We start from the raw sequence: 20,353 nt of genomic DNA, 5'->3' as shown, positions 1-20,353 counted from the left end.
TCACATTATTCTCTTAAGAATTCAATAACATAATGAAAAAGTACCCTGTTTTATTGATTTTCTTCATGTTTTAGATGTGCTTTTGTAATAAAATCAGACTTTCTTCACTATTTATCAATTCATACTGTATGCTTATAGCCGCTTATTTTCAGTAAAAATAATATTATTCTTGTTTGATTGCAAATATAATAAAATAAAGACTGTCCTTATGCATTTACGGATGACCTGAAATAGCCGTATAATGAAAGGAACGACTTTTTTCAGGAGCGGAATGTATGAATACAAATATTTCAGAAATTGCCAAAAAGTATGAAGATGCTATTCGCAATAATATGGCTGCAATTGAATTAGAGCTGAATTCATCAGTTCCCGAGGATGAAGAGCTTGTCAGAAGAGCAGCTTTTTTAGCACGCCATAACTATGTGAAAATTTCTTCATATAGTGAAGTACTTAATATACTTCATTTTGTTGTGCAGGATGCTACTCCTGCTACGGCAACGTTATATATAAACGATGATTTATTTACATGTGATTGTCGTAATAAAAAATGGTGCCGCCATAAATTAGCGGCGATGTTCGTGTTATATCAATATGTTGATTCACTGTCTGGTTGGCTCGAGAATTTCCGTTCTCAGAAGTTAAATCAGCTTTCTTTATTTAAAGATGAGCGTACGCCTGAAAGTTGGCTAAAGCTTGTGGAGAATATTTATAAAGTAAATTTATATAATCAACAATCATTAAACCCTTATTTAATAGAGAGCATTTTCGCTGATATGCAGTCTCAGATTGCAAAACATACGCCTTTAGAACGTGAATGGCGCAGTTTATATCAATTATTTACGCATATGGCACTTCTATCTCATACTTGGAAGCACCTCCATCCAGCTAATGAGTCGGCGCGCTCCTATATGATCAATTTTATCGAGCAAGAGAGCCAGGCATTAAAAGATTATATTCGCTTAACAGCTAGTAAATCTCGTCTTTTTGCGACGGATCCGTTTTATGATACATTGCAACAAATGACGCATTATTTCCTTGTAAAACAGGAAGGTTATTTTGAAGAGCGATTGTACATTTATACATTGTTTTGGGAGTCTATGTTTAATGAGAAAAAACGACGTGAGCTTGAACTTGATATGCTTCGTGCAGAAAAAGACTTTTCGAGTGATGTAAATATAGAAAGCATCCGAGCTATGTTCTTCCTTATGCTTAAAAAGTATGATGATTTACAACAATCATTGACACAGATTAAAGTCGATGAGTTATTAGTATGGCTCGACCTAGCTCATTTTGCGGACCGTAACGAAGATTCAGAAGCGCTACAAATGATTTTGCGTTCTATGCTTCCACTGTTAGATGAATTCATCAATAGTTGGTTAGCAACGAGGTATCGTTCAAATTTCGTCAATACTTTCAATCGTCTTTGTTCAAAAATAGATTTAACTGATGAAGAGGCAGAGTTACTCTTTACAGCTTCCGGTATGTATGGCATGCAACCTTTTTCACATTATTTAATTGAAAAGGAACGTTATTTGGAATGGGCTGCTCTGCATCATCGCTTCCCTTCTTCACTAGCTTATTTGGAGTTATGTGGTGTGAAGGATGTGTTGGAGTATAAACCTGAAGTTCTACTTCCTCTGTATCATGCACTTGCATTAGAAGAAGTGTCTCAAAAATCGAGACAGCATTATAAACAAGCAGTCCGAGTTTGGAAAAAAATGAAAGCTGCAGCGAAGAAAAGTGCAAAAAACGAATATTGGAATCAATATGTCGAAACACTTCGCCAACAATATAAACGATTACGAGCTTTACAAGAAGAAATCGAGAAAGGAAACCTGAAGCTATGACAACTATTTCAAACGTGCCATCTACTTTCATGAAATCCATCACGCTTGGCATTCAAACCGAGTCCAATCAATCGTTCACGTTGCAAGCTTTTAAATCCGATGGACAACCAATGTATACACATGAATGGCTTCCTTTTCTCTTCTTCCACTACGAGGCTACTTTTTATGGTTTAACGGCTAATCATTCGGAGGAATTTGTTACGTTAACTCCCCTTGAAATGGTTGAATTATTTTCTCAAAAAGAGCAACATCCTTTTGTTCAATACGAAGGTATCGACATGGCATCAGCCAAGTGGCTGACTGCGGCAAATGAAGCCTCTAGCTTCTGGTATTCTCCTCGTCTATGGGATTCTATTTCACTTGACGAAGAACAACAAAAGTTGGATCTAAAGGTTCCATTAGATGAAACAGCTGCAAATTTACTAGAAAATGCATTAATGCAAAAAATGGTGGAGGCTGGTTTGCTTTTTTCAGATTTACCGCCATTATTACCTTTCTTCCGAAATGGTGGATGGCCAATTACAACCAAAAATGTTCATGATGAAATTTTCGTTGCATTGAGGTTGCGTGAACCAGAGGAATTGTCTGAGGATTGGTTATTAGAGACCGTTATTCGTGGGAAAAAAAGTGCGACTTATTGGGCTCCACCTATGCGCAAGCGCGCTTTGAAAATCGAAAACGCGCTGCCTGATAAGTGGAAGCAACATGCTGACGGAATAGAAAAGCTACAAGGTCAAATGTCTAATTTATTGCATATGCATGATTACATGGATAATGCTGATACCAGTTTATTCTTGTCATTAACTTTATCGGATGCAGATGTTAGACAGTTTTTACGTGCAGATTTTATCCGTCTACAAGCACTAGGATTTGAAATTATTTTACCAGCTTGGTTAAAAGACATAAAAGATTCTCGTGTGAAAGTACGAGCTAGTGCTAGCACTGCTTCAAATTATAAATCAGCTGCTGGTTTACAAGAGATTCTAACGTTTAATTGGAAATTATCCTTAAACGGTCAAGAACTAACCATGGAGCAATTTCAACAAATGGTCAATGATAATCGTGAATTTATACGTGCTGGTACAGAATGGGTACGGGTGGATGCGGCTTGGATGCAAGAGATCCGTAAACTAATGGATAAAGCCGAAAATGAAAATTGGACCGTTCGTGATCTGCTATTCCAGGAGTTGCCTGAAGAACTTGTTGTACCAGTGGAAGAGGATGAGGATGATTCTGCGGATGATCCATTCTTCCAATTTGAAATTCAGAAGTCATTGAAGGACTATGTGAAAAAGCTACAAGATAAAAAAGGTTTGCCATCTGTACCTGTATCAGACAAGCTACAGGCTTCTTTACGTCCTTATCAGCAGGAAGGTTATGAATGGCTGACATTCATGCGTGACCAGCAGTTTGGAGCTTGTTTGGCTGATGATATGGGACTTGGCAAAACAGTTCAGCTTATCTCTTATTTATGTCATGTCTATGAAGAAGAAAAGCCACCGACTCTAATTATTTGCCCAACTTCTGTTTTAGGCAACTGGCAAAAAGAACTTGAACGATTTGCCCCTTCTTTAGAGGTTTACTTACATTATGGCGCAGGTCGTTTGAAAGAAGAATCTTTAGTTAGTTACTTAAAAGAGCAATCCCCTCAAGTTGTGTTGACAACGTACGGAACTGTTACACAAGATGCAGATAGCCTTGAAAAGTTAAATTGGGCTTGTATTGCGCTTGATGAAGCTCAAAATATAAAAAATATGCAAACAAAGCAATCTAGAGCGATTCGTAAGTTGCATGGCGAGCATCATATTGCATTAACAGGGACACCTGTTGAAAACCGCTTGTCCGAACTATGGGCTATTTTCGACTTTATATACAAAGGTTACTTAGGAAGCATTCGTCGCTTCCAAGAAGATTATATCGCTCCGATTGAGCGTGATGATTCTGAAGCTCATAAGCAAAAATTACGAAAAAAAATTCAACCATTCCTATTACGTAGAACGAAGCAGGATCCTGCACTTATGCTGAACTTACCTGATAAACTTGAACAGCTTGAATACTGTCCATTAACACAAGAACAAGCTGTACTTTACGAGAGCTTTATCCAAGAAACTATGCATAAGCTCGAAACATTAACTGGCTTTGAACGTAAAGGTTTGATTTTGAAAATGCTTAGTAAGTTAAAGCAACTATGTAATCACCCCGCTCTGTATTTAAAAGAACCCTTTGATAATGCAGCCGATATGCTACCGCGTTCAGAAAAGTTAGATCGCCTTGTAACACTTGGATCTGAAATTGCCAGTAATAATGAACAATGCTTAATTTTCACTCAGTATATTGGTATGGGCCACTTACTACAACATTGTTTCTCCGAACTTTATGATATCGATGTGCCGTTTTTAACAGGTAGTATGCCTAAGCAACAACGTGATCATTTCGTTGAATCTTTCCAAAAAGGTGATTTCCCTATTTTCATCTTGTCTTTAAAAGCAGGTGGAACCGGACTAAACTTAACAGCAGCCAATCACGTTCTACATGCTGACCGCTGGTGGAATCCTGCGGTGGAAAACCAAGCGACAGACCGTGCATACCGTATTGGTCAAACTCAATTTGTACATGTTCATAAGTTCATCACGACAGGAACTATTGAAGAGAAAATCGATACACTATTAACTGAAAAACAAGCATTATCAGAGGATCTCATCCAATCAAGTCAGTGGATTACTGAACTAAAAGACGAAGAAATCCTTGATCTATTATCTTTCAATTTTAACTAAATGATTATCGATAAAATCCGGCTATCATGATAGCCGGATTTTTTTGATCTCTCCCGTTAGATCTTATTCACATACAATCGTTATTTCTACTTCTTACTTCCCCTACTCAGATAGACAAAATTTCAAGAAATGATTTATCATTACTTTTACTGCTTCATCCATGTTTGAGTCTAATTGCTTGGTCCGATGTTAATACCATAATCTATGAAACATTCTCCATGTAAAGTGGTAGATTATTTGGTAATTCTTTAAAGGAAATTATGTGCCTATTGGTGCGGTCTTCCAATAGCGATATGGATTAAACAATCGGTAATTTTTCTTTTTCAGTATTTGGCAGATGGAATTCTTTTGTGAATTCTGCTGCTACAGATGCTTGTTGTTTCGTTAGTCTTGCATCTGTAGCGACTTTTTCATGTATACCTTCCCTGTCTTTCAAAACGAGAAAACGGACGTCCTCTCCAATGACTTCCGTTATATAGATTCGTTTGCCATCCTCCTTTTGATAAGAGCGTGATTGTAAGCGGCCACTAACCCCTATTAGTGATCCTTTGCCACAATACTTCACAACATTATCAGCCAGCCTTCCCCATGCTGTACAGAAGACGAAATCAGCTTCTATTTCTCCGTTTTGATTTTTATAGTTTCGATTTACAGCTAGTATAAAGTTAGTTTGAACCCTCCCTTCTTGTAACTTTCGTAGTTCAGGATCCTTTGTAATCCTTCCTACTAAAGAAACTTGATTCAATGTATCACCTCCTTTTGCTTGAATGTAAGTCCATCATATTCGGGAAAGAATATTTGTGCAAAGTCTTAAAAATAGATTTTGGTCTATTTCTGATATGTATAATTAGCTTTTTTAACGTGTCAATTTAAGTTCTTTCCTGTAAACTGTTGTCTTATATAGGTTTTCTTTTTTAGATTGACTGTCCAAATGTTAAATTTGGAACATTTAGGAATATGTTATAATGGACATAATACATTACATAAAGGATGGTGGTTGGTTTTAGTGAAAACGTTTAAAATGCTCTCTTTGGAATTGTTACAGGATAATCAGTTAAAATCTTACCCTTTAATAGATGGCATCATTATCAATCAAGAGAATAGCCATAAATCATGGGTTTTGGAAATGTATATGGATCACCAATATAAAACTGTATTTGAACCTTATTTAGGAACCGACGAAATTTTAGAAGTGCGAGCAGTTATTTCTTATCCAGACAATGAACCAGCAGCCTTTAGGGTTGTAGTAAATGCTGTGAAGGAAATAGACAATCAAGTTTCCGTATTGCTGAAGGGAACACTTAAAACGATACGTCGGCAATATGCAGAGCAATTACTGTCTAAGTTAATTGAAGAAGGTCTTGAAGGTGAAGATCTTTTAACTCAATTTAAAACAGATATGAAAAATAGACCTCGATTAAGTCCTTAGTAAACGATAAAAACTCGGCATATTAATCTTATGCCGAGTTTTTTGATAATCATTTTTATTTATTGTCTTTATTATCTTTATTAAGGTTATCCTCGACGACATCATCATTCGTTGTTGTGTTTTCGTCTATGATTTCCTTCTCTGTTGTTGTGTTTTCATCTATGACTTCATTGTCACCAGGTACTGTTTGATCCACCTTTTCATCATGCACGTCTGGTGTCATATCATCCACCCCTTCACGCACATCATCCTCAACACGTTCCATCGGTGTTTCATCTTTTGCTGGCTCGTTTGCTTTATCATTATTACAGCCTACGAGTAGAAGTGATCCTAGCATAAGTACTGCGGCAGGTTTAATCCACATAAAAAAGTTCCCTCCTTTCTGCAATGTCATATCCATCACACACTATCCGTGCGATATAACATATCTTGCCCCGAAAGAAGGAAACTATCCTTAAAAACTCTTTGTTTTATTTATGCATTTTGTACTGGTCCAATTGCAAATAAAATGTCTGCTTCGCAAACTAGCTCACCATCAACTGTTGCTTTGGCATGTCCCTTACCCATTACACCACGTAATTTAGTAAACTCTACTTCTAGACGAAGTTGATCGCCAGGAATTACTTGACGTTTGAAACGCGCATTATCAATTCCTGTTAAGAAAGCTAATCTTCCTTTAAACTCTTCAGATTTCAATAGTGCTACTCCACCAACTTGTGCAAGTGCTTCAATAATTAAAACACCTGGCATCACAGGATATCCTGGGAAATGCCCATTGAAAAATTGTTCATTAATTGAAACGTTTTTTAAACCTACCGCTCTTTTTCCTTCTTCAAGTTCAAGAATACGGTCTACAAGTAAAAATGGATAACGATGAGGTAAAATCGCTTGAATTTGATCTGCAGTTAACATTTTAGTCCTCCTAATATGAAAGGTTCTGTAGAAATAATGATTATTTGTCCACTACGCCGTTCATAATATCAAATATATGGCGCCATGTAGAGACTTTCAGTGTATCTAATGCATCGCCTTCACCAATAACACTATAACCAATCATTGCACCTGACACAGCCGCTATGACAAGCAAAATGAGTACGACAAGGATTCGCATCCCGATTGGGAGGAGTCGTAAATTTGACCACCATTTCATATTAACTTCTTCTTTAACCTCTCTCTCGATTTTTGCTTCTTTACGAGTCATTGGCTTTGAAGTATTAGGCACAGTCACGTTTTTTTTCAAATTGTTTGTCATAACTTGTTTTTCTCCTCTGTTCAGATTGCTTTATCGAATGCCGTTAACAAGACCTAACATTTGATCTGATAAAGTAATCGTTCTAGCATTAAATTGATAAGATCTTTGCGTATTAATAAGCTCAGTCATCTCTTTAGACGTATCTACGTTCGACATTTCTAAAGAACCGTTTTGCAAACCTATCTCAGCTCGGTCTGCACCTTGTAAATTACGAAGGACATCAGCTTCTGTCACACCTAATTCATTTAAGTTTGTAGGAAGACCGATGTATGTACCCGAAATATGTTCCATTAGTTGGGGACGTTGAAGCTCCGTAACAGCAAGTTCTACTGTACGTTGTGAACCGTCATCAAAAGTAATATTCAGCTCACCATTGTCTTTCATACCAAATTCCTTTACGTTTTCAGGGAAAATAATTGGATTTCCATCAGCTCCAGCAACTGGATAACCATCTGCATTTACGAGCATGGCATTGTTATAATCATCGGTTGATATATATAAATCCCCTTGGCGTGTATAGACTGTACGGTCGCCATTTTCACCATCTGGCATGATGATATTCAAGTATTGCTTCGGCTTTGTGAATGAAAAGTCGAGAGAACGTTCTGTCGTTTGAATATTCCCCTGCTTCCAAACCGTTTGTGCTTGGGCCAGTTGTGCCCCAACACCAATACGAATTCCTATTGGAGATTGGCGCTCTGTCTTATCAGACTTGTCATTGTTAAATTGTTGATATAATAATTCGCCAAACTTTGCTTCCTTAGCTTTGAAACCATGCGTATTACTATTCGCTAAGTTATTTCCAATCGTATCAAGCTGTTGTTGCAATTGAGTCATCGTGTTGGAAGCGGAAATCATTGTACGTAGCATATCATAGCCCTCCTATGTATTTCAAAAATACTGTTTCTGTTACACTTTTCCAATTTCGTTAACGGCTTTATCCATACTACGGTCATAGGCTTGTAATACCTTTTGATTTGCTTCGAATGCACGGTAAGCTGTCAGCATTTCTGTCATCGTTTTACTAGCATCAACATTTGAGCGTTCAATATAACCTTGTTTTAAATTAAAGCTGACACCATTTACAGTGTATGCAGATGGTAAATCTTCACCGTTGTATGTACGATATAGTCCGTTATCTTGCTTTTGAAGTGTATCTGGCTGTGCTGCGTATGATACGCCGATACGTGCTACTTCTTGCTCTCCAGCGCCGATAATACGACCATCATCCATAATTTGATAATCATCATTTTGTAACTGTATACGTCGACCACTATCTGATAACACATAAAGACCTTGTGCGTTTGTTAAGTAACCTTGTGGATCTAAAGTGAAATTACCGTTACGTGTATACGTTTCGCCTTCTGTAGGATGTTCTAAACGGAAGAATATTGCACCTTTAGCGCCAGTTTCTGCATCCGTCGGTAATTGGTTATCAACTAAAGCAACATCAGTTGTTAAATCAGTAGCTGTAATTTGACCTTGTGAGTAGTCTGGTAATGTTTCTTGCATGTATACACCTGCATTTAATGCACCAATCTGATTGTTGGCTGTTGTGTTTAATCCACTCTCTAAATTCGTACCTGACTTCGTCATACGCGACATAAGCATATCTGGGAATGAACGAATTGTAGATTGGTCTGCTTTATAACCTGGTGTGTTGGCATTGGTAATATTATTTGACAGTAATTCAGTACGTCGCTGTTGTGCAATCATACCTGTAGCTACTGTATAAAACCCACGAAACATTGCAATCACCCTTTCATCAATAAATTAAAGTATATGCGATTTCTATACTTTCCTTATTTCGGCTACAAATCAAATATGTTTTGATACTTTGTCCATATTGTTGAGCATAATGCCTGTTCCTTCAGCAACGCAGTTCATCGGATTCTCTGCAGAGATTACTGGTACTTTTAACTCGTCCGTTAATAATTGGTCAAGTCCATGCAATAATGCCCCACCACCAGTAATTATAATACCGCGGTCAATAATATCTGCTGATAGTTCAGGAGGTGTTTTTTCTAATACATTTTTAGCTGCTTGTACAATCATTGAAATGGATTCTCGTAAAGACTTTTCAATTTCAGCAGAACCAATTGTAATTGTTCTTGGTAAGCCTGTCACCATGTCTCGTCCTCGAATGTCCATCTCATCTTCTCGGCTACCAGCATACACAGTACCGATTGTCATTTTGATTGATTCGGCTGTACGTTCCCCAATTAGTAATTTATATTCTTTTTTAATATATTGTAAGATATCATTATCGAATACATCTCCTGCAACCTTAATGGATTCAGAAGTAACGATATCTCCCATTGATAGTACGGCAACATCTGTAGTGCCTCCACCAATATCAACAACCATATTCCCACTTGGTTGGAAAATATCCATTCCTGCTCCAATAGCAGCTACTTTGGGTTCTTCTTCTAAGTAGACATTACGACCACCAGATTTCTCTGCTGCTTCACGAATAGCCTTTTGTTCTACACTTGTAATATTTGTTGGACAACAAACTAAAATACGAGGCTTTGAGAGAAACCCTTTAACGTCTAATTTACTTATAAAGTGTCTTAACATCGCTTCTGTTATATCAAAATCAGCAATTACACCGTCTTTTAATGGTCGAATCGCAATAATATTGCCTGGTGTTCTTCCTACCATCTTACGTGCTTCTTCTCCAACAGCAAGCACTCTATTTGTATTTTTATCTATCGCAACAACGGATGGTTCATTTAAAACGATTCCTTTACCTTTAACATGGATTAATACATTAGCAGTTCCTAAATCAATCCCAATATCCTTAGAAAACATGGAACTTTCCCCTTCCTTCACATAACAGCATTTATCGTACGTTTTATATATGTAATTATCTAGAATATTTTATCATATCAAGGTGGAAATTACATCTACATATTTTATGGAGATAGCTTATATGAACGGCTTGTTAAAGGTTTTCTTTCAATCTAAATCCGCGTTTTCATTTTCCTAATAACGTAAAAAGACATCGAAGCAGATTGCCTACTTCGATGCCTTCTCCATAGTCGATTGTCGGGCTAACCATTTTTTCCTTGTAGCCTCTCCACCTCGTATGTGACGTACCGATTTATGGTACGCAAGAATTTCACTAACTTCCTTGGCCAACTCTTCATTTACTTCATTGAGACGTTCTGTTAAGTCTTTATGAATAGTGCTTTTTGAATAGCCTGTAATTTGTGCCATCGCTCTTACGGTTTGCCTCGTTTCTTTCAACATAAACCCAAGTTTCAAACAGCGGTTGCGAATATGTTCGTGCACATTCTCTTCCTTTCCACAATGTACGAACGTTTCTTCAACTTATGTTTGCTTGGAGCTTTTAAGAACTAAGCATTCCTTATTTCGTTGATAAATGACATTATTCAGCTAAATTTAAAAAGCTAAGAGTTTTTTAGGGTTAACATTAACCCCTTCTTCCATAACTTCGAAGTATAAGTGGTTACCCGCTGTTGGATTCCACTCGTTTTCGATTGTTTTACCAAGTACTTGTCCTTGTGAAACTTTGTCACCTTTTTTAACTTTGATATCGCCTACTGAGCTATATTTCGTCGTTGTACCGTTTGGATGTGCAATAACGATTTCGTTACCGATGAATGGATCCATCTTCACTTCCTCAACATTACCGCTCATCACTGACAATACTTCAAATGGTTTCCCATCAACTGAAAGTGAAATACCGTTGCTCGTTGTGAAAGTTTGATTGAACACAAGCAATGCGCCTTCTCTCGTTTTTTCATCTGCTTCGACATCGTAAAAGTCTTGTACGATTGCTACTTCATCTAAAAGATCCTGTTGGAATGGGTATTTCATAGACTCTGCCTTAGCATTTGTTTCAACTGATGCGCCTGTCTCGCCTTTACTTGCTAAATTCGTAGCGTTGTTATTGTCTGAGTTTGTATAAGCACTATATCCCCAAACAAGTCCTACTAACAGAATTGAAAAGCTTGCATAAATAGTAGGCCAAAACCAACGCTTTGTTGTGACACTACCTTTTTTCGGAGAAGGGTTTGGTCTGTTTTCTTCCCTCATTGTCATCACCTCAACGTCATTCTAGACAATAACGCTTCAGTTTAAACATATGTTTTTATTATTTTTTATGGAGGTAATAGAAGCTTTCTTATAAAAGTGCTTTAAGATGTCCTTTGCATGGACCCCCTCCCTCGCTAAAGCCTCCGCACCGTATTGGCTCATGCCTACTCCGTGGCCGTACCCTACTGTTGTGACAGTGACTTTATTTTGAGCTGGTTTCCAATTGATTGTGAAGTCCGTAGAAGGGATATTAAGCTTTTCTCGGATTTCCCTGCCTGTCCAACTATAACTCCCCACTTGCATCGTTTGAACACGATTAGAGCTGTTTCTAGTTAGGTTAATAGCGTTTAGTTGTTCAGCTGACCATTGGAAATTGAAGATGGTATTCCACTGTGTTAATGCGAAATCTGTGTTTTGAATGTAATTTGGAGACAATTCCTTTTCGCCTTCTACAGTAACTGTTTGTAAATACGGAATATCTTGTCCACTGTATTCTTCTGCGCTTTCTGTTTTTCCATTGCTTGTAGAAAAGAACATAGCCGTGATTAATTCACCGTTATAAGTGAGAATTTCACCTGCTGTAGTAGCTACAGCTTTTTGTAATTTTTTCTCGTTCTTATTGAAATTCGCTCCCCATTTTTTCTTTCTTTGTTGTTTTGACTCAAAGACTTGATGGAGGACACTCGGTTTTATCGCTTTCTGGCCATTCTCCGTGACTTTAAGGGCAAATGTGCGTGAAGCTACAGCTTGTGCTTTAAGCGCCTCTACATGAAAGCTAGAGGGCATTTCAGCTGCAATTACTCCAGCGATATATTGTTCTAGAGGTAGGGGGTCTTTAATTCCTTCCACAGTAATGTAAACTTCACAAGGTGGCTCAGTTTCTTGTTGTTTCTTCTGAGTCTGTTGCGTAGTAGATACGTTTGTGAAATTTTTAGGATAAAAATGCATACTAACAATTGGTAGCACAAACAAAAGGATGACGATAAAAAGGCTGATAGGTATTAGTAGAATTTTTTTCATATGCCATACTATGCTGGAGCATTCGTCGTTATACGAAAAAAACGTTCAAGAGCAACTAAGCTCTTAAACGTTTTAGTATTATGCTAGATTAATTTGTTTGAAATTCTACAGATGCTTTTTCAATCGTCGATACTCTTTCAATATCAGCGCCTAAAGCAGCTAGTTTTTTATGGAAGTTAACATATCCACGATCTAAGTGATGCAATTCAGAAACACGCGTAATTCCTTCAGCTACTAATCCTGCAAGAATTAGTGCTGCTGCTGCTCGCAAATCTGTCGCTGCAACTTCAGCACCTTGTAAATCACATGGGCCATCAATAATAACAGAACGACCATCAATTTTCGCAGAAGCATTCATACGTCTGAACTCTTCAACGTGCATAAAGCGATTTTCAAATACTGTTTCAGTAATAACACCAGTACCAGTTGTTTTCAACATTAAAGCCATCAATTGAGATTGCATATCTGTTGGGAACCCTGGATGTGGCATTGTTTTAATATCTACAGCTTTTAAAGATCCGTTTGAACGAATACGTAAACCTTCGCCTTCTTCTGTAATTTCAACACCCATTTCACGCATTTTCGCGACAAGTGCTGTCATATGTTCAGCAATGGCATTTTCAATTAGTACATCTCCACCTGTAATCGCCGCTGCTACCATAAATGTACCAGCTTCAATACGATCAGGAATAATATAATGAGTTGTACCATATAGTTCTTTAACGCCCTCTACACGGATTGTGTCAGTACCAGCGCCAACAACTTTACCACCCATCTCATTAATAAAGTTAGCTAAGTCTACTATTTCTGGCTCTTTAGCAGCATTTTCGATAAATGTAGTACCATCTGCTAAAGCTGCAGCAGTTAAGATATTCTCAGTTGCACCTACACTTGGGAAGTCTAAGTAAATTTTAGCTCCGTGTAAGCGTCCTTCAGTTGTTGCTTCGACATAGCCGTGTCCCATTGAAATCTTCGCACCCATTAGTTCAAAGCCTTTTAGATGTTGATCAATTGGACGTGATCCGATTGCACAACCACCCGGCATAGCTACGCGTGCAAAACCATTACGTGCTAATAATGGTCCCATTACTAATATTGAAGCTCTCATTTTACGTACATATTCAAATTGTGCTTCAGATGATAATTGTTTAGTTGCATCAATTTCTACTGTATTTGTTTCAGGTGAAAATGATAATTCCACATTTAAACTTTTTAATACTTCATCAATTGTATACACATCGGCCAAATTTGGCACATTTTTAATAATATTTTTTCCTTTTGACGCAAGTAATGTAGCCGCCAATATAGGTAATACGGCATTTTTTGCCCCTTCAACTCTAACGTTACCAGTTAAGGTATTACCGCCTTTAACAATGATTTTCTCCACCATTTGTCCCTCCGAACCCATGTATCCATTTATTATATATTTCAGTCGATAAATTTCTATTGTATGATGTCAATAATTAGTAAACAAAGCATTTAACATGTTACCTTTTTTTTTGCCTAATGGCAAGTATCCAACAAACTATTTAATTAAGTGATAACAATTAACTATAGACATTATACTTTACGCAAAGTTTGCGCAAATGGTGTCTGATTTTAGAAAACTGGACGCCCATTTTATATACCCAATTACTATTAAAATAAAACAAATTTCCACAAAATATTTCCTGGGTAATTATTATTCTATATGGAAAAATAATAATATGCTCTCACAAATTCAACCATAACAAATATCTAGCAATAATGAAAGCGTTCCCTCTGTAAGAGTTCAAAAATTTTAGCTAATCTTGTCAAAATGACGGATAAACTAAAAAATATTATATTATAATTGGTTTTTACATATAAAACAAGTTACTCAAAGAGATATGGAAGCTGACTTGACCATCCAGAAAATGTTAGGAAAAAATTCGAAACAGTTGACCCAATTGCGATACTTAATAAAATAAATAGCAACTGTATTTGAAAAACATGATTTTTTTTAAATACTTTTTCAAACATAATTGCTTGTAAAGCATAGAATGAGATCCCTATAAAAAATATATGTGAAATAATGCTAATTAGTGCATTTTGACCAATTGATGCTGTTATATCCACATTTCTCATCTCCTTTTAAATAAATCTTAAAAAAGCGGGCAGAAAAATTCTGCCCGCAATTCTATTTATAAAGCTTAGATGTTACCCTCTTTAACGTTGATACGGTTCATAGCGCGTTTAAGTGCAAGTTCAGCGCGCTTGAAATCAATGCCGTCTTGTTTACTTTGTAGTCGCTGTTCAGCACGATTTAACGCTTCTTTTGCACGAGCAAGATCGATTGAGCTTGCTGTTTCAGCTGAAGGAGTTAAAATCGTTACTTTATCAGGACGAATTTCAACAAAACCGCCGCTAACTGCTACTAATTCAGTATGCTTGTCTGAGTCCAGACGTACAGCACCTACTACTAGTGGCGCAACTGTAGGGATGTGACCAGGCAAAATACCCATCTCACCCGTTACAGTTTTAGCAATCACCATGTTGACTTCTGAATCGTATACTGGGCCGTCGGGAGTGACAATGTTGACTGTTATGGTCTTCATATTTTTTCCTCCTCGTCCCTAGTATTAAAGTTCAATACCCATACTTTTCGCTTTTTCGATAACTTCTTCAATACGACCAACTAGACGGAATGCATCTTCTGGTAATTTGTCATATTTACCTTCAAGAATTTCACGGAAACCTTTAACAGTTTCTTTAACAGGTACATAAGAACCCTTTTGACCAGTGAATTGTTCCGCTACGTGGAAGTTTTGAGATAAGAAGAATTGAATACGACGAGCGCGGTCAACTGTTAATTTATCTTCATCAGATAATTCATCCATACCTAGGATAGCGATGATATCTTGTAATTCGTTGTAACGTTGTAAAGTTTGTTGAACTTGACGAGCAACTTCATAGTGTTCAACACCTACGATATCTGGTGATAGTGCACGAGAAGTTGAAGCCAATGGATCAACCGCTGGGTAGATACCCATTTCAGAAAGTTTACGCTCAAGGTTAGTAGTTGCATCTAAGTGGGCGAAAGTTGTAGCCGGAGCCGGGTCAGTATAGTCATCGGCTGGTACATAGATCGCTTGGATAGAAGTTACAGAACCTTTGTTTGTTGACGTAATACGTTCTTGTAAACGACCCATTTCAGTAGCAAGAGTTGGTTGGTAACCTACGGCAGAAGGCATACGACCTAATAGCGCAGAAACCTCAGAACCTGCTTGAGTGAAACGGAAAATGTTATCGATGAATAGAAGTACGTCTTGACCTTGTTCATCACGGAAATATTCAGCCATAGTAAGACCAGATAAAGCTACACGCATACGTGCGCCTGGTGGCTCGTTCATTTGACCGAATACCATTGCTGTTTTCTTAATAACGCCTGAGTCGCTCATTTCGAAGAATAAATCGTTACCCTCACGAGTACGTTCACCTACACCGGCGAATACAGAGATACCACCGTGTCCTTGAGCGATGTTGTTAATAAGTTCTTGGATTAGTACCGTTTTACCTACACCGGCACCACCGAACAGACCGATTTTACCACCTTTAATATATGGTGCTAATAAGTCTACTACTTTGATACCTGTTTCAAGGATTTCAACTTGAGTTGAAAGGTTTTCAAATGTTGGTGCTTCGCGGTGAATTGGGTCACGGCGTTCAGTTGTTGGAATTTCTTCCGCTAAATCGATTGTTTCACCAAGTACGTTGAATACACGTCCAAGAGTGATGTCACCAACTGGAACTGAGATTGGAGCACCAAGGTCTGTTACTACTGCGCCACGTTGTAAGCCATCTGAAGATGACATAGCAATCGTGCGGACAGCATTGTCTCCTAGGTGAAGTGCTACTTCAAGAGTAAGTGTTTGAGGCTCTTCACCAGGGCGTTTAATTTCTACAGTAAGCGCGTTGTAAATTTCTGGTAATGATGAGTTGTCGAATTGAACGTCAACAACGGCACCCATTACTTGAAGAACGTGTCCTGTTTTCATACTTTTCCCCTCCTATCGTACTTGCATTACAGAAGCTGGAGAGCGCCTATTCTAAGGCTGCAGCTCCACCAACGATTTCTGTAATTTCTTGTGTAATTGCCGCTTGTCGTGCACGGTTATATACAAGTGTTAATGAACTAATAAGTTCGTTTGCATTATCGGTTGCGCTCTTCATTGCTGTCATACGTGAAGCATGTTCACTAGCTTTACCGTCGAGCAACGCACCATATATTAAGCTCTCTGCGTATTGTGGTAACAATACTTCAAGAATTGCTTCACCAGATGGATCGAATTCATAAGATGCAGTTGTGCTTGATGCTGCGATGTCTGTAATTGGCAGTACCTTTTTCTCAGTTGGTTCATGTTGAATGGCACTGACAAAGTGGCTGTAGTACATATAAAGTTCATCATATGTACCATCAGTGAACATACCAACAGCCTTACGAGCGATTTGTTTAATGTCAGCAAATAAAGGTTGGTCAGGTAGACCAATTTCTTCATCTACTACGTTATATCCACGTTTCGCAAAGAATTCACTTGCCATACGGCCGATAGCGATGATAACAAACTCATCTTTAGAGTTGTGTCGTTCATCCATAGCGTTTTTAGCAGTACGAATTACGTTACTGTTATAACCACCTGCAAGACCACGGTCAGAAGTAATAACTAAATAAGCCGTTTTCTTAACTGGACGAGATACTAACATCGGGTGTGACCCGTCTGGAGTACCTGCTGCAATTGCAGCTACAACATCCTGAATTTTCTCCATATATGGAACGTAAGCTTTAGCGTTTGCTTCAGCACGTGTCATTTTAGAAGAAGAAACCATCTGCATCGCTTTCGTGATTTGACTTGTGCTTTTAGTCGATGTGATACGTTTTTTTATGTCGCGTAATGATGCCACTGGTATTTCACCACCTTACCGTTTATTTTATATTGACGTAAAACTATCAGATCTTATTCTGATTTAGCAAAAGTTTTTTTGAAAGCATTTAAAGTTTCTGCCATGTCTTCATCAGATGGAAGTCCTTGAGTAGTACGGATATGATTTAAAACGTTTTTGTGGCTTTCGTCATTTGCATCTAACCAAGCGTATAATTCGTTTTCGAAACGAACGATATCTTGTACAGGAATATCATCTAAGAATCCTTTTGTTAGTGCATATAGAATTGTAACTTGTTTTTCAACTTTAATAGGTTTGTGAAGATCTTGTTTTAGAACTTCTACAGTACGTTTACCACGTTCTAATTTAGCTGAAGTAGCTTTATCTAGGTCAGAACCAAATTGAGCGAATGATTCAAGCTCACGGAATGCAGCTAAGTCAAGACGTAGTGTACCCGCAACTTTTTTCATTGCTTTAATTTGAGCTGAACCACCTACACGTGATACAGAAAGACCTGCGTTAATCGCTGGACGTACACCTGAGTGGAATAGGTCAGATTGTAAGAAAATTTGTCCATCCGTAATAGAAATTACGTTTGTTGGAATATAAGCTGAGATATCCCCTGCTTGTGTTTCAACGAATGGAAGTGCTGTGATTGAACCACAGTCATATTTTTCGTTCAACTTAGCAGCACGTTCTAATAAGCGGCTGTGTAAGTAGAATACATCCCCTGGATATGCTTCACGACCTGGCGGACGGCGAAGAAGTAATGAAAGTTCACGATAAGCAGATGCTTGCTTAGATAAATCATCATATACGATTAATACATGTTTACCTTGTAACATGAACTCTTCTGCCATTGAGATACCAGCATAAGGAGCTAGGTATAATAATGGTGATGGTTGAGATGCAGATGCAGTTACAACGATTGAGTAATCTAGTGCACCGTGTTGACGAAGTGTTTCAACTACGCCACGTACAGTAGATTCTTTTTGACCGATAGCAACATAGATACAAATCATATCTTGGTCTGCTTGGTTTAAAATTGTATCGATTGCAACAGCAGTTTTACCAGTTTGACGGTCACCGATGATTAACTCACGTTGACCACGACCGATTGGAACTAATGCGTCAATCGCTTTAATACCTGTTTGTAATGGTTCATGTACTGATTTACGATCCATTACTCCGAAAGCAGGGCTTTCGATTGGACGAGATTTTGTAGTGTTGATTGGTCCTAAACCATCAACAGGAAGACCTAGTGAATTGACAACACGACCGATCAATTCTTCACCAACTGGTACTTCCATAATACGGCCAGTACGACGCACTTCATCGCCTTCATTGATGCCTTTAGTTGGTCCAAGGATAACGATACCTACGTTGTTCGCTTCCAAGTTTTGTGCCATACCAAGTACACCAGTAGAGAACTCAAGCAATTCTCCAGCCATGACGTTGTCGAGGCCATGAGCACGAGCGATACCGTCACCAACTGTGATAACTGTACCTACCTCGCTAACTTCCATTGCAGATTGGTAATTCTCCATCTGCTGCTTAATAAGTCCACTGATTTCTTCAGCTTTGATGCCCATGTTTCTCACCTCTCAAATTCTTTATAATTAACCGATTAACGCACGTTTTAAGCCAGCTAGTTTGTGTGAAATACTACTGTCAAAAATTTGGTTACCGATTTGAAGTCGAACCCCACCAATTAAAGATGGATCGATTTCGTTTGTAATATTAAGTGTATTTTTACCCACTTTACGAGCGAATGCCGTAGAAATGCGTTGTGTTTCATCTTCTGTAAGAGGCTGAGTAGTGTATACGATTGCATCTGCTACGCCTTGCGTATCATTAGCAAAACGGATGAACTCTTCAATCACACTTACTACTTCATGAATACGTTTTTTATCAATTAAGACTTTAATTGCATTCACAATGATTGGTTGAACAGAAGCAAATACTTTAGAAACAAGTTCTTTCTTTTCTTTGTCTTCTAATTTTGGAGAATCTAAAAGTTGGAATAACTCTTTGTTCTCCTCGAAAACAACTTTCACTTCACGTAAGTCAGAACTTACTTCAGTTAGTAATTGTTTTTCTTGTGCCAATTGGAACAATGCTTTGGCATAGCGACTCGCTGCAGTCGATTGACTCATAGAGTTTCCCCTGCCTTCGCAATCGTTTCTTCAATTAGAGCACGATTCTCTTCTACTGAGACTTGTTTTTCAAGAACTTTAGATGCAGCAAGTACAGATAGTGAAACCACTTCTCCACGAACAGCAGCAATAGCTTTCTCTTTTTCAGTCTCGATATCACGCACAGCTGATTCTTTCAAACGCAATGCTTCAGCGCGAGCAGCAGAAATAATTTCTTCTTTTTGCAAGTCGCCTTGTTTCTTCGCGTTTTCAACAATCGTTTGTGCTTCTACACGCGCTTCTTTAAGAAGGCTACGTTGATCTTCTAAAAGTTGTTGTGATTCTTGACGGCTCTTTTCAGCTGACTCGATTTCACTAGCAACTAATTCTTCACGTTGTTGCATGATTCCCATCAATGGACCCCACGCCACTTTTTTCAAAGCGAACATTAGGATAATGAAAACTGCTAACGTTACAAGGATATCTCCACCATTAATAAATTCAGCAGAATTTCCTAGTACTAGATAGTCTAAAAACACGATTGTTTCACTCCCTTCAAGAGCTTAGAGTTCAAATCTTATATGATTGAATCTTAGTAAGATGTATTGTCTAAAGGAATATTATGCCTTAAAGACATAAAGGAATGGCGAAGTTTTCCTTTATCGAAAAGTCTCTTCGCCATTTTTTTATAAAACAATTAAAGACGATTATTTGTTCATTACGATGAAAGCTACTACTACAGCGATGATCGGTAGGGCCTCAACTAATGCTACCCCGATGAACATTGTTGTTTGAAGAACGCCACGTGCTTCTGGTTGGCGAGCGATACCTTCTACTGTTTTTGAAACGATCATACCATTACCAATACCTGCACCAAGTGCACCTAAACCGATTGCGATTGCTGCTGCTAATAAACCAACTGAACCTACCAT

Annotated in this window: 22 protein-coding genes; 3 read left to right on the top strand and 19 right to left on the bottom strand. The window is 38.0% G+C overall.

Annotation, left to right across the window (positions count from 1 at the left end; all coding sequences use genetic code 11):
* Positions 1-275: 275 nt before the first annotated feature.
* Positions 276-1,847 (top strand): hypothetical protein, encoded by a 1,572-nt coding sequence (locus BK137_RS10760; protein ID WP_038179983.1) that lies wholly within the window; start codon positions 276-278, stop codon positions 1,845-1,847.
* Positions 1,844-4,621: a DEAD/DEAH box helicase gene (locus BK137_RS10755; RefSeq protein ID WP_179078264.1), complete on the top strand. Its 2,778-nt coding sequence runs from the start codon at positions 1,844-1,846 to the stop codon at positions 4,619-4,621. The genes BK137_RS10760 and BK137_RS10755 overlap by 4 nt, the downstream gene beginning before the upstream one ends.
* Positions 4,622-4,919: 298 nt before the next feature.
* On the opposite strand, the gene BK137_RS10750 is transcribed toward BK137_RS10755, so the two are convergent.
* Positions 4,920-5,366 carry a single-stranded DNA-binding protein gene (locus BK137_RS10750; RefSeq protein ID WP_076034294.1) on the bottom strand — a complete coding sequence of 149 codons (447 nt, stop codon included), beginning with the start codon at positions 5,364-5,366 and terminating at the stop codon, positions 4,920-4,922.
* Positions 5,367-5,627: 261 nt separating this feature from the next.
* Between BK137_RS10750 and BK137_RS10745 the strand changes: the two genes are divergently transcribed.
* Positions 5,628-6,050: a YwpF family protein gene (locus BK137_RS10745; RefSeq protein ID WP_038179985.1), complete on the top strand. Its 423-nt coding sequence runs from the start codon at positions 5,628-5,630 to the stop codon at positions 6,048-6,050.
* 55 nt (positions 6,051-6,105) lie between these two features.
* On the opposite strand, the gene BK137_RS10740 is transcribed toward BK137_RS10745, so the two are convergent.
* The 18 genes from BK137_RS10740 to atpE form a co-directional block, all read right to left on the bottom strand.
* Entirely contained in the window at positions 6,106-6,414 is a 309-nt protein-coding gene (locus tag BK137_RS10740; RefSeq protein WP_038179987.1) for a hypothetical protein, read from the bottom strand.
* A 110-nt stretch (positions 6,415-6,524) separates the two neighbouring features.
* Entirely contained in the window at positions 6,525-6,962 is a 438-nt protein-coding gene (gene fabZ / locus BK137_RS10735) for a 3-hydroxyacyl-ACP dehydratase FabZ (protein ID WP_038179989.1), read from the bottom strand.
* Positions 6,963-7,002: 40 nt separating this feature from the next.
* A complete protein-coding gene (locus BK137_RS10730; RefSeq protein WP_038179992.1) occupies positions 7,003-7,302 on the bottom strand; it encodes a DNA-directed RNA polymerase subunit beta in 300 nt (99 codons plus the stop codon).
* A 30-nt stretch (positions 7,303-7,332) separates the two neighbouring features.
* The gene (locus BK137_RS10725; protein ID WP_038179993.1) at positions 7,333-8,172 is read right to left on the bottom strand and encodes a flagellar hook-basal body protein; all 840 of its coding nucleotides are present in this window, start codon (positions 8,170-8,172) and stop codon (positions 7,333-7,335) included.
* A gap of 39 nt (positions 8,173-8,211) precedes the next feature.
* Entirely contained in the window at positions 8,212-9,051 is an 840-nt protein-coding gene (locus tag BK137_RS10720) for a flagellar hook-basal body protein (RefSeq protein WP_038179996.1), read from the bottom strand.
* A 69-nt stretch (positions 9,052-9,120) separates the two neighbouring features.
* Complete coding sequence (gene mreB / locus BK137_RS10715; protein WP_038180007.1) at positions 9,121-10,116, bottom strand: rod shape-determining protein; 996 nt, start codon at positions 10,114-10,116, stop codon at positions 9,121-9,123.
* 207 nt (positions 10,117-10,323) lie between these two features.
* Positions 10,324-10,599, bottom strand: coding sequence for a sporulation transcriptional regulator SpoIIID (locus BK137_RS10710; RefSeq protein ID WP_038180010.1), 276 nt, complete (start codon positions 10,597-10,599; stop codon positions 10,324-10,326).
* Positions 10,600-10,710: 111 nt separating this feature from the next.
* Complete coding sequence (locus tag BK137_RS10705) at positions 10,711-11,367, bottom strand: M23 family metallopeptidase (protein WP_038180012.1); 657 nt, start codon at positions 11,365-11,367, stop codon at positions 10,711-10,713.
* 36 nt (positions 11,368-11,403) lie between these two features.
* Complete coding sequence (gene spoIID / locus BK137_RS10700; protein ID WP_038180022.1) at positions 11,404-12,387, bottom strand: stage II sporulation protein D; 984 nt, start codon at positions 12,385-12,387, stop codon at positions 11,404-11,406.
* 88 nt (positions 12,388-12,475) lie between these two features.
* The gene (murA, locus tag BK137_RS10695; RefSeq protein WP_038180867.1) at positions 12,476-13,774 is read right to left on the bottom strand and encodes a UDP-N-acetylglucosamine 1-carboxyvinyltransferase; all 1,299 of its coding nucleotides are present in this window, start codon (positions 13,772-13,774) and stop codon (positions 12,476-12,478) included.
* A 467-nt stretch (positions 13,775-14,241) separates the two neighbouring features.
* On the bottom strand, positions 14,242-14,478 hold the full coding sequence (locus tag BK137_RS10690; RefSeq protein ID WP_412104676.1) for a DUF1146 family protein: 237 nt from the start codon (positions 14,476-14,478) through the stop codon (positions 14,242-14,244).
* 80 nt (positions 14,479-14,558) lie between these two features.
* Complete coding sequence (locus BK137_RS10685) at positions 14,559-14,963, bottom strand: F0F1 ATP synthase subunit epsilon (protein WP_038180026.1); 405 nt, start codon at positions 14,961-14,963, stop codon at positions 14,559-14,561.
* A 24-nt stretch (positions 14,964-14,987) separates the two neighbouring features.
* Entirely contained in the window at positions 14,988-16,403 is a 1,416-nt protein-coding gene (gene atpD / locus BK137_RS10680) for a F0F1 ATP synthase subunit beta (RefSeq protein ID WP_038180029.1), read from the bottom strand.
* 46 nt (positions 16,404-16,449) lie between these two features.
* Complete coding sequence (gene atpG / locus BK137_RS10675; RefSeq protein ID WP_038180030.1) at positions 16,450-17,307, bottom strand: ATP synthase F1 subunit gamma; 858 nt, start codon at positions 17,305-17,307, stop codon at positions 16,450-16,452.
* Positions 17,308-17,360: 53 nt separating this feature from the next.
* Positions 17,361-18,878, bottom strand: a complete 1,518-nt coding sequence (gene atpA / locus BK137_RS10670; protein ID WP_038180032.1) for a F0F1 ATP synthase subunit alpha — start codon at positions 18,876-18,878, stop codon at positions 17,361-17,363.
* 27 nt (positions 18,879-18,905) lie between these two features.
* The gene (locus BK137_RS10665; RefSeq protein ID WP_038180033.1) at positions 18,906-19,442 is read right to left on the bottom strand and encodes a F0F1 ATP synthase subunit delta; all 537 of its coding nucleotides are present in this window, start codon (positions 19,440-19,442) and stop codon (positions 18,906-18,908) included.
* Complete coding sequence (gene atpF, locus BK137_RS10660) at positions 19,439-19,960, bottom strand: F0F1 ATP synthase subunit B (RefSeq protein ID WP_038180034.1); 522 nt, start codon at positions 19,958-19,960, stop codon at positions 19,439-19,441. Before atpF ends, BK137_RS10665 begins: the two co-directional genes overlap by 4 nt.
* Before the next feature lie 168 nt (positions 19,961-20,128).
* Positions 20,129-20,353 (bottom strand): F0F1 ATP synthase subunit C, encoded by a 225-nt coding sequence (atpE, locus tag BK137_RS10655; RefSeq protein ID WP_038180035.1) that lies wholly within the window; start codon positions 20,351-20,353, stop codon positions 20,129-20,131.

The organism is Viridibacillus arenosi (assembly GCF_001955655.1).
GTDB lineage: Bacteria > Bacillota > Bacilli > Bacillales_A > Planococcaceae > Viridibacillus > Viridibacillus arenosi.
The sequence above is the reverse complement of the archived record's forward strand: the minus strand, read 5'-3'. Positions and strand labels throughout refer to the sequence as shown.

Bases quoted from the DNA above. Each gene is read 5' to 3' on its own strand.
- BK137_RS10760 (WP_038179983.1), top strand. From the start codon at position 276: ATGAATACAAATATTTCAGAAATTGCCAAAAAGTATGAAGATGCTATT.
- BK137_RS10755 (WP_179078264.1), top strand. From the start codon at position 1,844: ATGACAACTATTTCAAACGTGCCATCTACTTTCATGAAATCCATCACG.
- BK137_RS10740 (WP_038179987.1), bottom strand. From the start codon at position 6,414: ATGTGGATTAAACCTGCCGCAGTACTTATGCTAGGATCACTTCTACTC.
- fabZ (WP_038179989.1), bottom strand. From the start codon at position 6,962: ATGTTAACTGCAGATCAAATTCAAGCGATTTTACCTCATCGTTATCCA.
- BK137_RS10730 (WP_038179992.1), bottom strand. From the start codon at position 7,302: ATGACAAACAATTTGAAAAAAAACGTGACTGTGCCTAATACTTCAAAG.
- BK137_RS10725 (WP_038179993.1), bottom strand. From the start codon at position 8,172: ATGCTACGTACAATGATTTCCGCTTCCAACACGATGACTCAATTGCAA.
- BK137_RS10720 (WP_038179996.1), bottom strand. From the start codon at position 9,051: ATGTTTCGTGGGTTTTATACAGTAGCTACAGGTATGATTGCACAACAG.
- mreB (WP_038180007.1), bottom strand. From the start codon at position 10,116: ATGTTTTCTAAGGATATTGGGATTGATTTAGGAACTGCTAATGTATTA.
- BK137_RS10705 (WP_038180012.1), bottom strand. From the start codon at position 11,367: ATGAGGGAAGAAAACAGACCAAACCCTTCTCCGAAAAAAGGTAGTGTC.
- spoIID (WP_038180022.1), bottom strand. From the start codon at position 12,387: ATGAAAAAAATTCTACTAATACCTATCAGCCTTTTTATCGTCATCCTT.
- BK137_RS10685 (WP_038180026.1), bottom strand. From the start codon at position 14,963: ATGAAGACCATAACAGTCAACATTGTCACTCCCGACGGCCCAGTATAC.
- atpD (WP_038180029.1), bottom strand. From the start codon at position 16,403: ATGAAAACAGGACACGTTCTTCAAGTAATGGGTGCCGTTGTTGACGTT.
- atpA (WP_038180032.1), bottom strand. From the start codon at position 18,878: ATGGGCATCAAAGCTGAAGAAATCAGTGGACTTATTAAGCAGCAGATG.
- BK137_RS10665 (WP_038180033.1), bottom strand. From the start codon at position 19,442: ATGAGTCAATCGACTGCAGCGAGTCGCTATGCCAAAGCATTGTTCCAA.
- atpE (WP_038180035.1), bottom strand. From the start codon at position 20,353: ATGGTAGGTTCAGTTGGTTTATTAGCAGCAGCAATCGCAATCGGTTTA.